Here is a 12,486-nt window from a genome sequence, read left to right as displayed (position 1 = left end):
CTCTGAGGCGAACGTGTATCTTTAACGCGTCTGCTGGATTGGTCTATTGGACTTGTCTAAGCCATTAATCAGCCTCGGGCATTAGCTTGGCAGTCACTCCAACTTTGTGGAGTTCGCGCACCATGCGAATAGCTTGATGGTGGTACATCGGAACGGGCACTTGGGTGGGTATGTGCTCCATCACATCGCGTGCAGGTTGCAATGCACAACCCGCAACCCGCGCAATGGTGGTGGCTCCCTCGAAGTGAGCATCTTTGGAAAACGCCCGCTCTACTTGTACCCACCACGTTGGCTGGAGGCGATCGCCCCGTTCAATGCGCTGCAACCCCTCGCTACTAGCCAATACCACCATGCGATCGCCTTGATGCAGGCGCACATCATCCGACGGCATCAGCCGCACATTATCGTCCTTGCGGCTGTGGAGCAAGGGCACCACGCGATAGCCATAGGCTACCTCCGAAAGCAGCAGTCCATTTAAGGTATCGCCTTGTTCAATAAAGTACTCTGTCACAATAATGGTTTGCTCATTCAGCCGAAATAGCGACAACACATTTTCGCCAAAGGCAGCAGCAACAAAGGCTTCGGCCGCTAGCTCGTAAGCACACAGCACATTGGCAAAGGGCATCACGCGATCCATATTCTGGCTAAATCGAGGATCATAGGTGCGGATCACCACTCGTAAATTGGGGTTGATGGAATTGGCCATCATGGCAAGTTCCAAATTGTCGATTTCGTCTTCGGTACATAAAACGATGCCGCGTGCCGTGGATAAGTTGACCTTGGCGATCGCCACGGTTGGGTTTCCAATCACAATCGGTAATTGAGGTAACACACCCGCTTCAAGCATATCGGAGTGCACCCCAACCACCTCTTCCTGGAGCGATTCTAAAAATGAGGCGACGCGCTTGCCCACACGCCCTAACCCAACGACAACAATATGATCGGCTTTGGGTAAGGGTTGTCGCTTTTGCGGAAGCTGAAACTTAGCCGCTAGCAAACTTTCAGTCAACAGCGCGTACAACACGCCAATCGACGCGGTACCCGCCAGGGCAAAACACACATGCAACACCTGCAGCCAACCGGGAATCGTGTCGCGATCGCCCGTCAAACTTAACAACGCATCGTACGAGTCGAGCAGGAGCATCGCACTCATGTAGAGCGAGTCGGCAAAGGTGGTATTGGGAATGGCAAAGTGTAAAACCACCGTGCCCACCAGCAATAGCAGCACAATCAACACCCCCACCACCAGCGCTACGCGCTTGGTCTGCTGCTGCTCGGTGGCGTGCCATAGGTGTTGCAGCCAGCGGTGCATCCGCAGCGGAGTTACGGCACTTTGCACACGCTGCCACATCGACTTGGAATACGGTGAGGGTTCGGAGCCTGGAGCCGCTGCCTCGGTACGCACCATCGGCTGATTCAGGCGATCGCTGAGTTCGACATAGGTGAGGGTGTCTCCCATCCGAACCCGCGCATTGGGATCCCAGTTAAACACTTCCATGGCGGTGGTGGTGCCGCCTGCCCGGTGGCTCAGCATCCGGGTCATGGTGGTGTTGAGTTCGTGCAAAAAACGGCGATCGCACCAGCGATGTTGAGGCGTTACGGTTTGCTGCACAACCCGCAGCAAGTGCCCATCCAGGTCGATAAATCCCTGATTCTCGTTGCCCAGAGCGGCGATCGCAAAGGCGTGAGTCGGAAGCTGCGTGGCCTCAAATGCGACAAAGTTACCCAACTGTTTGCTTAGTAGCTCGTTCAGGCTTTCTTTGGCAGAGCGGACGACCAGTCGCACATGGGGGTTGAGCGATCGAACCGCAAACGCCGCCTCAATATTGACTCGTTCATCGCTGGTTACCAACATCACCGCTCGATAGCGCTGAATTTGAGTTTGCTCCAGGTAAACGGCTTGGCGACAGTCCCCCTCCCAAAATGACTCTAGTTGCCTCAGTAAAGCTTCGGCATCGACAGGATTTGGCGCACGAATATCGATCGCACTCACCAGTACCGAAAACTCTTTCAGCGAGGTCACACAGTAATAGCCCAATCGCCCCAACCCACACACCAAAAAGTGAGACGGCACGACAGGTTGAGACACAACGGGTTGAGAAGAGTCAACAGCGGTTTGAATATTCTCTATCGATGGAGGATGGAGCATAGAGAATGAGTTCGTCAATGATTCATTTCACAGATAGATGCAGCCTTTGTTGAAGATAGAGCCAGCGCATTGTGCAGTCCAACCTCCCCCTTATATAACACTGTTGCCCAGCTCTGTCTGCCGCATAGATTAACACTCATTGCCGACTCCAACGTCAAACCCAGCAAGCTGTTGAAGGGATGGCTCAACATTCTGTTGCAATATCTAAAAAATATTTCGCCTTTAACGTTAAGATCTGGTTAACAAAAATAAAATACGTACGGTGAAGGCCGACTTTTAAAATCCTTGTACACTCCTGATATTCCTCAAATTGGCGATAAAGTTATTATTTTATTTCCAGATTATGTTTCTGAAAAAGCTGGAAAGGTCTGCGGTCGAGAGAAGATTTCAGAGGATCCAATGCGCGATCGCTGGTTAATTGAAATTTCCTCCGACAATTTTGTTGTCTCCCTTTACTCACACGAGTTTCGTGTTGTGCGATAAGGCAGAATCATGTTGGTTTTTCTGCCCCAATTTGCTCAATCTATAAGGAAAATACCCGTAGTTTCAACGCTTTAGAATACGGTTCGATTATCCATCATTGAGAGTCTAAATTACGGAGTACCTCCGTTGGATATTGCCAACTAAAAACGGTTGAATCCATCAGCAACCTTCTGGAGTCCTATTGGTTGATAGTTGCTGTCATTTCCTACACAAAATAGACCTCCTGCATGAATCGTTGTGCAGATCCTCGGCCCCACGATTCATGATCCCCAAAAGCCATTTGGACAGGAGGTGTAATAAGCTGCAATCTTGTAGCCTGTTCTCCCAGGTTGGAGGAGAAGGCTTTTGGTGGCGTTTTGCCGCACCTCTCGATAACACTTGTGTTTGTGAGCCATTCGCGATGCATATCACTCAGATTGACCACTTGGTGCTAACCGTGCAGGATATCTCGGCCACTTGCGATTTTTATGGTCGGGTGTTAGGGATGCAGGTGGTTACGTTTGGGCAGGGGCGTACAGCTCTTGTATTTGGCCAGCAAAAAATTAACCTACATCTTTACAGGCAGGAGTTTGAACCCAAGGCTCGGCATCCAACACCTGGTTCGGCAGATTTATGCTTCATCACACATTTAACTTTGGAGGAGGCGATCGCCCATGTGCAGCACTGCGGGGTTGCCATTGAAGAGGGAATCGTCGAGCGCACGGGAGCCACAGGCCGTATTCGGTCAATTTATTTTCGAGATCCAGATGGAAATTTGTTGGAGCTTTCCAATTATTTTGAATCTCAGTAAATCTGAGGTTTGGATAAGCTGAAGCACCCATTTTTGCGTGCTCGTCGCGCACGCAAAAATGGGCTTTTCTAGGGTTTGCGCGTCGCGTAAACCTTAGAAAAGCTCTTAACCAAAACTGACGTTCAGTCAGTGGGCAGCCATCGTTAGCAAGAATCGCATCAGGCCAGTTCGTACAGCTCTAGCGGCAACTGATCAGGATCGCGGAAAAAGGTGAACCGTCGATTGGTAAACTCATCGACCCGAATGGGCTCGGTTTCAATGCCGTAGGTGTGCAAATGGGCGATCGCCTCATCCAGATCGGGTACGGCAAAGGCAAGGTGTCGCAAGCCACAGGCTTCGGGATATTGGGGCCGGGGAGGCGGCTCAGGAAATGAGAACAGTTCGATTTGCGTATGCTCGTCCACTGTAAGGTCGAGCTTGTAGGAATCGCGGGCGGCTCGATAGTTTTCGCGAATGATGGAAAAGCCCAAAACCTCGGTATAAAACCGTTTGGAGGCTTCGTAGTTGGAGCTAATAATGGCGATATGGTGAACGTTTGAGATCTGCACGGTTTGGGGTTCAAAGATGGAGTGACAGTCTAGGGTGCAACGGTCGGGGCGATCGCCCCTGGCTCAACCGTACCGCACCCATTGTCAAACCGTTTGCGATCGCAGCAGGGCTGGGGTTTATCCAGTCGAATGATTCGCACGCCAAGTTCAAAACCCGTCATCCAAAATCCATCGATCTGTACGATAGGCATCGATTTTGCAGGCTTGCGCGGCTAGGGGGCGATCGTAGCAGAGTCGCGATGAGTATGAATCCTGGCCAAGGGTTAGCAATCTTGCCGTCCAGTGGTTTAATGAAAGGGTTCAAATGGAGAATGACTTGTGCAGTGTCCAAAAGACAAAGGTGAATCGCTATCGAGCATCATCCTGTCTGGCAATTTAGCGGCGCATCAATGCCCGGTTTGCGAGGGGACGTGGGTTTCGGCAGATGATTACGAAAGTTGGCAGGCAAGCCTATCCGATCGATCGATTGAGCCGGTTCCTGCGGATTTGGATTTGGGCTATGAACCTTCACCGTTGGATGCGAAAGGTGGCCTCTGTCCCGACTGTGGGGGCTACTTGGCCCGAGCACGCATTGGGCTGAAGCATCCATTTTATGTGGAGCGCTGTGTAAAGTGCGGTGGGGTGTGGTGCGATCGCGGTGAGTGGCCTGTCCTGGAGCATTTAGGTTTGCATGTGGCGGTGGAGCAACTGTTTACCAGCGATTGGCAGTTGCGATCGCGCGAACGCGAGTATTTGGATCGCGAGCGTCGCGCTACGGTAGAAAAGTTGGGCGATGACTTGGCACAGCGGGTATTTGATCTGGCAGATCAGTTGGCGAAGCATCCTAATGGGGATTTTGGCGTGGCGTATTTGATGCGGCGGTTTGAGCAGTAGGACGGTGAGGGAAGCCTTCGAGGGTGATGGTTTTGGGCCATGCTAATGGGTTGGGGTTCGGTTGGCCAAAGCATGGCTCGGGGGACTTCCCCCAAGCCCCCGCTTCTAAGGGGACGAAGCACGTCCCCTTAGGAACCCATCCGCAAGGGGCGAACATCTCAATGCCAATCCGCTCACCGGGTTAGGGCTTGAGCGAGGTGGCAAAGGGGCGCGGATTGGGGTTCCGGCCCGACCCATTCGAACCGCTGGCAGTCACCCCGACTACCGACTTCCCACTCCCTACTCCCTCCCTTTCCTCCTAACCTCTAGCCCCTAGCCCCATCTCCTAACTCCTTCCCCCACTCCCCTCTTTCCCCACGCCGTGCGCCACCTCCTGCGATTGGTTGATGGTGAGCCGGGGAAGCCGATGCTTGAAGCCGCAGAGAATTTCCCAGGAGATGGTGCCGAGGAGGTTGGCCCAGTCGTCGGCGGTGATGCGATCGCCCCTGTCTTGGCCCAGCAAGGTGACAACTTCACCTTCTTGCAGGTTGGGGATGGTGGAAACATCGAGCATGAGCTGATCCATGGTGATGGAGCCAATTTGGGGAATACGCTGGCCACGAATGAGGACGGTCATGCGGTTGGAGAGGAGACGCGGCACTCCGTCGGCGTAGCCAATGCCAACAACGGCGATTTGCATATCTTTGGGGGCAATGAATTTGTAGCCATAGCTCACGCCAGTTCCGGACTGGAGTGATTTGACTTGGGTGATGCGAGCGCGCACTTGCATCACGGCCTGTAGGTTGAGGCGATCGCTCAGGTGGGGTGCGGGATGGAGTCCATAGGTGGCGAGTCCGGTGCGCACCATGTTGTAGTGCAAAGCAGGGTCAACCAGGGTGGCGGCGGAGTTGGCCAAGTGCAGCCGAGGTGGGGCAATGCCTGCGCTGCACAGTTGGGCGATCGCCGCTTCAAAACGGTGGTGTTGGAGCTGCATCACCGTTTGGTCTGGCTCGTCGGCGGTGGCTAAGTGTGAGTAAACGCTGGCAATTTGCAGATTGGGCAAACCCTGTACGAGTTGGGCAAAAGCGGCAGCTTCTTGCCATGGCATGCCTAAGCGCGACATGCCGGTATCGAGCTTGAGATGGACGGGGAGCGATCGCCCCATATGACTCATGGTTTCGGCAAACACGAGCGCTTGCTTGGGGTTGCATAAGGTTGGCTGCAAATCCCAATGGGCGATCGCCCGCACTTGCTCGGGAGTATTGGCAGCTCCCAGCAGCAAGATGGGTGCGTCAATGTTGGCCTCGCGCAATTCAATCCCTTCGGGAATGGTGGCTACGCCTAGCCAGGTGGCCCCATGCTGCAAGGCAGTGCGGGCTACGGTGACGGCTCCGTGGCCATAGGCATCCGCTTTGACTACGGCCATAAGATCAGTTCCTGCCGCAAGCGATCGCCGCAACTGCTGCACATTGTGAGCCACCGCTGCCAGGTCAATCTCAACCCAAGCCCGTTCTCGCATCATCGGAATTAAACTGGGCGTATGTTCCCAACTCAGCATCGAACTCCACTCCTTGCATCACACCAAATACTACACACCAACCGCTGGTTTGATTGTTTCAGGACTTACGCAAGCCCACTAAATCTGGTGTGTTGGTGTTGTGGGTAGGGTGCTTCGCACCCTACCCACAACACCAATGCGTAAGTCCAATGTTTGTCGAGATCACTCAATCATTCATGTCATTCCTGGCTTTGCTACTCAAGCCCCAGCCTATCAATTGCCCTTCACTCTACACACTCAAAACTTAAATAACCGTAAGCGGGAACCTTAAAAATTGCAAAACATAAAAATTGCAAAACAACGCCCAAATTTTGGTTTCTCCGTAAATCCTCTGAGGGTACGCCCACCGCTTCTGGGCCAACTATGTTAATATCACGTCAACCTTCTTAAATTAACTAGCCATCAATGGGCAAAGTTCTGGTGTTGAACGCTTCCTATGAACCTCTCAACATCACGAGCTGGCGACGGGCAGTCGTTCTGCTAATAAAAGGAAAAGCAGAACAGGTAGAACATAATGGCAAACTGGTCTACAACAAGCTGCCCCTGCCAACGGTGATTCGACTGAGGCATTATGTTCGGGTGCCCTACAAAGAGATCCCGCTAACCCGACGCAACTTACTGCATCGCGATAGCCACACCTGTCAATACTGTGGCTACACAGGCGACGAATTAACACTAGATCATGTACTGCCGCGATCGCGCGGAGGTGGCGATAGTTGGGAAAACATCGTCACGGCCTGTGTGCGCTGCAATGTAAAAAAAGGAAACCGCACGCCCAAAGAGGCAAACATGCACTTGAATCGACCGCCCCACAAACCCCATAGCGGCCTTTACTTTGAAGTCACCAAACATGTCAAGAGTGGCTTGCACAAAGAGTGGCAAAAATATGTCATTGGTATTTAACCCCTGAACCTGCAAATGGTTTGGGGGTTTTTCTACGTGGGATTTGATACTTAGCAACCGAAAAAAGCCCAGTTGAGCGATCGCAACCACAATCAATAGGCCATATGGCCTATCCAGATGAGTCGAATGTCAGCAAACTGTGAATTTATGTACGGAAATTAGAACCTTCGATAGGGTGCGGCCTGCGTTTTTTTCTGCGAAGATCAAAGGGTATACCCACAATTCTGAGAATAATTTGAGTAGTCGTTTATACGACAGCGCTCAAGGTTGCTCAGTCACTACTGAGATATGCCATCTAATTCCTCTTTGAAGTCTCACAACGGTTCTAACGTGATGACGGATTCTGCCCTAGCAAGCTCTAGTTCCAACAGCACAGATATTGATGATGTGGAACTGCTTCGCATTCGCTCAGACTGGACGTTGACCACTCCAAGCGGTCGTCGCCTTACCGAACAAAAAGCAGACGAACTCAATCGTCTGCTCGAACGGCATCGGGGCGATCGCCATCTCGTCTTGCTGCAAGATTTTCCCGATCCCGATGCGTTGTCCTGTGCTTGGGTATATAAGCTGATTGCCGAGCAGTACAGCATTCGCTGCGATATTGTGTATGCCGGCACCCTGAGCCATCAGGAAAACATTGCCCTGGTTAAACTAACGGGCTTGCCTATTCAGCGCTGGTCACTACAGATCGCCCGCGACAAAGACCTATCCAATTACAGCGGCTGTGTATTCGTCGATAACCAGGGCACAACCACCCAGCTCTTGCCCCTTGTGGAAGAGCTGAAACTGCCGATCATTGCCGTCATTGATCACCACAGCCCACAGGGCGACATGCACGCTGAATTCACCGATATTCGGTCCAACACTCGCGCCACAGCCACTATCATGACGCAGTACCTGCAAGCGGGTCTCCTGCGATTGGATAACAGCAACGGCGAACACATTAAATGCGCAACAGCCTTGATGCATGGCTTACGCTGTGATACAAATCGGCTGATGCAAGCACAGGAAGAAGACTTTTTGGCGGCGGCCTACCTGAGTCGGTATTACGATAGCCAGTTGCTCAATTCGGTGCTGCACTCGTCGCGCTCGAAGCGGGTGATGGATGTGATTGAGCGATCGCTCCGCAACCGCATTCTGCAGAACAACTTTTGCATTGCAGGGGTTGGCTACCTGCGCTACGACGACCGCGATGCCATTCCCCAGGCTGCCGATTTTCTGGTTACCGAAGAGAACGTGCATACCGCTGTGGTATATGGCATCGTGCACGACGAAGACGAGGATCTGGAGATCGTCGTTGGCTCGCTACGCACGAGCAAGCTCACCCTCGATCCCGACGAGTTCATTAAAGAAGCCTTTGGACAAGATGGCCATGGCCGTTTCTTTGGTGGCGGTCGCTCTATGGCAGGCGGGTTCGAAATCCCAATGGGCTTTTTGTCTGGCTTTAATGAAAGCAGCGAATATACCCGCCTGAAGTGGGAAGTCTTTGATACCCAGATCAAACAAAAGCTGCTGCGTTTGGTGAACCCTGAGAACGGGATCATTCAAACCCACTGATGTTCCTTTTTATGTGGGAGTAGCAACCGGATCAAGCCTCTCAAGCCGCAAATCGAATTTCGATGGTTCTCGAATTCGAGCGCCAGACACCTCACCCAAACTCTCACCCGTTTTGGGACTCTGTTCGATCCTCAATCCATCCCGTGGTCTCACAAGCGATCACCCCATCATCTCCTCCAGCAGTCATTCTTCCTTCTCTCCAATGTCTTTAGAGCTATACATCATTCGTCATGGATTGGCTGGTGAGCATGGCAGTTATGCCAACGACAACGAACGCCCCCTCACAGAAGAAGGCGTGCGCAAAACTCAGCAAGTCGCTCAGCGCTTACTAGAGCTGGGACTCAAGTTTGACGTTCTGCTTACCAGCCCCTTAGTGCGTGCTCGACAAACGGCAGAGATTCTGCAGCAAGCGGGATTGAGCAAGCACCTAGACGAATCGGCAACTCTGGCACCCGGAGGCAGTTTGCAAGAATGGCTGGGCTGGCTAGATACATGGCGAAACTCAGCCAAGGGCGATCGCATTGCCATTGTGGGGCATGAACCCGGCCTAAGTGAGTGGGCAGAGCAGCTCGCCTGGGGCAGTATTCACCATTGTCTTGTGCTTAAAAAAGCAGGTGTCATTGGTCTTTCGCTTCCAAGCCATGGCACTCCCCTAGGCCAAAGCGAGCTGTTTTGGCTAACGCCACCCCGCTTTTTGTTGCAGTAGCCATCACCACCCATGGATGGCTGGGTTTCACAGAGATAAATGGCTTTTTGGAAGCCTAGATTGTTGCGCAGCAGAAACGCCCAAAGATCTAGGCAGCAGGTCGATTGTCGAGATGGCTCAGGAGATTGCTCAACCGACAATGAACCAGGATTTACGCACTCTAATACGAAAAACCAGGGGGTTGAATAATGTTTGGGGCGATTCGCGCTCTAAACATCATTCAATTGCGTAAGTCCTGTGAATTTTTTGAGATGGCGTTTTGATGGTTATAGCGATCGCCAGTCATATCCAAGCCGTTTAAACATTCACAATTGCTTAGAGTTTCAACACAACCGTCGTCTCTAACCCATGGTTTAGAAGCGGATTGAGAGATATGCCTCAGAAGTAAGAGGAAAAAAGTGATCCAGGTTTTTAGGCTAATTGCATCGGGAAGATCCCTGTCGCGATCGCATCAATGCATGTTTGCTGATATCCAGCTGGGCTCGGGTCCGTATTTAACCCTCACCACACTTGCGGGAGACGTTTGATGAACTCATCTCAATCGGTTTCAAACCAGGGCGATCGTAAAATTCGCTATGCCGTCATTGGCCTAGGTTGGTTTGCCCAAGAAGCAGCACTACCCGCCTTTGCTCAGTCTGAAAATTCAGAATTAGTAGCCCTCATTTCCGACGACGCCACCAAGCTGCAAGAGCTAAGCAAAAAATACAATGTGCAGCACACCTACTCCTACGATGAGTACGACGAGTGCTTAGCAAGTGGCCATATCGATGCCATATACATCGCGCTGCCAAACCATTTGCACTGCGAGTACACAATGCGCGCCGCCAATCAAGCCATTCATGTTCTGTGCGAAAAGCCAATGGCCATGACCGAAGATGAATGCGAAGACATGATCTACGCCTGCAATAACAATAGTGTGAAGCTGATGATTGCATACCGCCTTCATTTGGAACCAGCCAATCTGGCGGCCATTGAAGTCGTGCAATCTGGAAAAATTGGTGAACCTCGCATCTTCAATTCTGTGTTTACCCAACAGGTCAAGGATGAGGGCAACATTCGCCTGCGCGATGTCACCGGAGGTGGCACCATCGACGACATTGGCATTTATTGCCTCAACGCAGCTCGCTACCTTTTCCAAGATGAACCCTACGAGGTTTTTGCCATTGCTGCCAATAAGGGAGAACAGCGCTTTGCCGAAGTAGAGGAAATGGCAACGGCAATTTTGCGCTTTCCGAATGAGCGGTTGGCAACGTTTACAGTCAGCTTTGGTGCAGCGAGTGTGTCTACGTACCAGGTTGTTGGAACCAAGGGCGATTTGCGTGTCGAGCCTGCCTACCCGTGGCAGGGAGAACTAAAGCACTTTTTGACAATTGAAGGCGAAACTCAGGAAAAAACCTTTTCGCCCAGTGGCCAACTTGCAGCTGAGTTTTCTTACTTCTCAGATTGCATCCTTCAAAACAAAGATCCAGAACCATCTGGCATGGAAGGATTGACTGATGTTCGCATCATTCGCGCTTTATATGAGTCCATCGAACAAGGTAAACCCATCAAAATTCCAGGGTTGGATGAGCAACAACACCCCTCTACAGAACAAACTGTACAGCGTCCTCCCAATGCTGAGCAGCCAGATCTAGTCAATGCCACCTCTCCTAAGGGAACGTGAGTTATAGATAAGCTGAAGTGTCCATTTTTGCGTGCGCGTTGTGTACACAAAAATGGACTTTTCCAAAACTCACGTTAAAGGAAATCACTAATTTGGAGTAAGTTTATGACTCAGCCATTTAAGAAGGGCGATCGCGTTGAATGGAAGTCCTCTGGGGGCACATCGCGTGGGGTTGTCAAGGAAATCATTACCAAACCCACCGACTTCAAAAATCACCATTTCGAGGCTTCTAAAGACGAGCCTGAGTACTTGGTAGAAAGCGAAAAAAGTGGCAAAGAAGCTATCCACAAGGCAGAGGCTCTCAAAAAGTTGGAGAAAGGCTCATAAAGCCTAGATCATTGGGGGATGTGGTATTCATGCCCCCGTTTTTTGGGTGTAGCCCCAATCATGTCTCATTTCAAAACTGATCGGCAGAATTGGGCTTTGCTGCCAAAATCGATAACTCGTGAATCACCCGCGTTTTGGCGGCTTTTAGGTGCTGAGTTGTTGCCTGTTTTGCGGCTTTTGTATTTCGCTGGGCGATCGCGTCATAAATTGCAAGATGCTCTACTCCAACATCAAGCACCCCTTGATTTTGCTCAATTGTCTGAATTCTTAACAGCATCATCTTGTCAAAAATTTGGTCAAGAATTTCTTGCAGCCAGGAATTGCCCGACATCTCAGCAATCAACCGATGAAATTGGTAGTCCAATTCCAGCAGTTGAAAGTTTAATAAGCGAGACGCATTGGCATCCACCAGTTTTTCTGCCTTTTGCACAAATTGTTGCAGCTTGCGCATTTGCCCCGATGTGGCATGTTCACAAGCCTCTGTAACCGAAACAAGCTCTAGCGCGATGCGGCATTCATACAGATGGGCAGCATCATCCGCCGAAAATCTAGCGACCTGGAGCCCTTGGTCAGCATCAGACATGACCAACGCCTCTCGGTGCAATTGACCCAATGCTTCTCGAATCGGCGTTCGGCTCACCGCCAAATCCCTCGCCAATTGTGCCTCTACTAAGCGCTGTCCAGGTACTAGCTCACCCGTCAAAATCATCTTGCGCAATGTTTGATAAGCCTGCTCCTTCAACGGTTGGGTGCGCTGAAGTGATTTTGGGAACCTGGACAAGCATTTACTCCTTATTGTTCAAGCCGTTAACTGAGTTGACACGAACCAAACACCACAGGTTGCATGACAACCTAGAATTTGCGTTTGATAACAAAATCAACTAGCTTCAAGGAAGCCACGTTACGAAAGATAGCTTACCAAGTAGAAGACTATTGTCCCCTGGTTTTAT

At 51.2% G+C, this 12,486-nt stretch carries 13 protein-coding genes; 8 read left to right on the top strand and 5 right to left on the bottom strand.

The genetic code is table 11. The features are described from left to right. Positions 1 to 64 precede the first annotated feature (64 nt). Complete coding sequence (locus ACQ4M4_RS24520) at positions 65 to 2,149, bottom strand: NAD-binding protein (protein WP_430687106.1); 2,085 nt, start codon at positions 2,147 to 2,149, stop codon at positions 65 to 67. A gap of 285 nt (positions 2,150 to 2,434) precedes the next feature. Here ACQ4M4_RS24520 and ACQ4M4_RS24515 point away from each other — a divergent pair, with 285 nt between their 5' ends. Both ACQ4M4_RS24515 and ACQ4M4_RS24510 read left to right on the top strand, forming a co-directional pair. After that, positions 2,435 to 2,632 (top strand): hypothetical protein, encoded by a 198-nt coding sequence (locus tag ACQ4M4_RS24515; RefSeq protein ID WP_430687105.1) that lies wholly within the window; start codon positions 2,435 to 2,437, stop codon positions 2,630 to 2,632. 400 nt (positions 2,633 to 3,032) lie between these two features. Then, positions 3,033 to 3,422, top strand: a complete 390-nt coding sequence (locus ACQ4M4_RS24510) for a VOC family protein (RefSeq protein ID WP_430687104.1) — start codon at positions 3,033 to 3,035, stop codon at positions 3,420 to 3,422. Between the two features lie 158 nt (positions 3,423 to 3,580). Here the strand turns inward: ACQ4M4_RS24510 and gloA2 are convergent, their stop codons facing one another. Further along, positions 3,581 to 3,970, bottom strand: coding sequence for an SMU1112c/YaeR family gloxylase I-like metalloprotein (gene gloA2, locus ACQ4M4_RS24505; RefSeq protein WP_430687103.1), 390 nt, complete (start codon positions 3,968 to 3,970; stop codon positions 3,581 to 3,583). Between the two features lie 29 nt (positions 3,971 to 3,999). After that, complete coding sequence (locus ACQ4M4_RS24500; RefSeq protein WP_430687102.1) at positions 4,000 to 4,161, bottom strand: hypothetical protein; 162 nt, start codon at positions 4,159 to 4,161, stop codon at positions 4,000 to 4,002. A gap of 127 nt (positions 4,162 to 4,288) precedes the next feature. On the opposite strand from ACQ4M4_RS24500, the gene ACQ4M4_RS24495 reads away from it, so the two are divergent. Continuing rightward, the gene (locus ACQ4M4_RS24495) at positions 4,289 to 4,843 is read left to right on the top strand and encodes a zf-TFIIB domain-containing protein (protein ID WP_430687101.1); all 555 of its coding nucleotides are present in this window, start codon (positions 4,289 to 4,291) and stop codon (positions 4,841 to 4,843) included. A 325-nt stretch (positions 4,844 to 5,168) separates the two neighbouring features. Here ACQ4M4_RS24495 and alr read toward each other — a convergent pair whose 3' ends face one another. After that, entirely contained in the window at positions 5,169 to 6,380 is a 1,212-nt protein-coding gene (gene alr, locus ACQ4M4_RS24490; RefSeq protein ID WP_430687100.1) for an alanine racemase, read from the bottom strand. Between the two features lie 405 nt (positions 6,381 to 6,785). Here alr and ACQ4M4_RS24485 point away from each other — a divergent pair, with 405 nt between their 5' ends. From ACQ4M4_RS24485 to ACQ4M4_RS24465, 5 genes are all read left to right on the top strand, one after another. Continuing rightward, positions 6,786 to 7,283 carry an HNH endonuclease gene (locus ACQ4M4_RS24485; RefSeq protein ID WP_430687099.1) on the top strand — a complete coding sequence of 166 codons (498 nt, stop codon included), beginning with the start codon at positions 6,786 to 6,788 and terminating at the stop codon, positions 7,281 to 7,283. 333 nt (positions 7,284 to 7,616) lie between these two features. After that, a complete protein-coding gene (locus ACQ4M4_RS24480) occupies positions 7,617 to 8,840 on the top strand; it encodes a DHH family phosphoesterase (protein WP_430687098.1) in 1,224 nt (407 codons plus the stop codon). A 202-nt stretch (positions 8,841 to 9,042) separates the two neighbouring features. Beyond that, positions 9,043 to 9,546, top strand: a complete 504-nt coding sequence (gene sixA, locus ACQ4M4_RS24475; RefSeq protein WP_430687097.1) for a phosphohistidine phosphatase SixA — start codon at positions 9,043 to 9,045, stop codon at positions 9,544 to 9,546. A 526-nt stretch (positions 9,547 to 10,072) separates the two neighbouring features. After that, positions 10,073 to 11,209: a Gfo/Idh/MocA family oxidoreductase gene (locus ACQ4M4_RS24470; RefSeq protein ID WP_430687096.1), complete on the top strand. Its 1,137-nt coding sequence runs from the start codon at positions 10,073 to 10,075 to the stop codon at positions 11,207 to 11,209. Between the two features lie 105 nt (positions 11,210 to 11,314). Next, positions 11,315 to 11,536 (top strand): DUF2945 domain-containing protein, encoded by a 222-nt coding sequence (locus ACQ4M4_RS24465; RefSeq protein WP_430687095.1) that lies wholly within the window; start codon positions 11,315 to 11,317, stop codon positions 11,534 to 11,536. A 70-nt stretch (positions 11,537 to 11,606) separates the two neighbouring features. On the opposite strand, the gene ACQ4M4_RS24460 is transcribed toward ACQ4M4_RS24465, so the two are convergent. Next, positions 11,607 to 12,317 (bottom strand): GntR family transcriptional regulator, encoded by a 711-nt coding sequence (locus tag ACQ4M4_RS24460; RefSeq protein ID WP_430687094.1) that lies wholly within the window; start codon positions 12,315 to 12,317, stop codon positions 11,607 to 11,609. Positions 12,318 to 12,486 lie beyond the last annotated feature (169 nt).

This window comes from Leptolyngbya sp. AN02str, from assembly GCF_050565595.1.
Classification (GTDB): domain Bacteria; phylum Cyanobacteriota; class Cyanobacteriia; order Elainellales; family Elainellaceae; genus Kaiparowitsia.
This window is presented reverse-complemented; position numbering and strand designations above follow the sequence as displayed.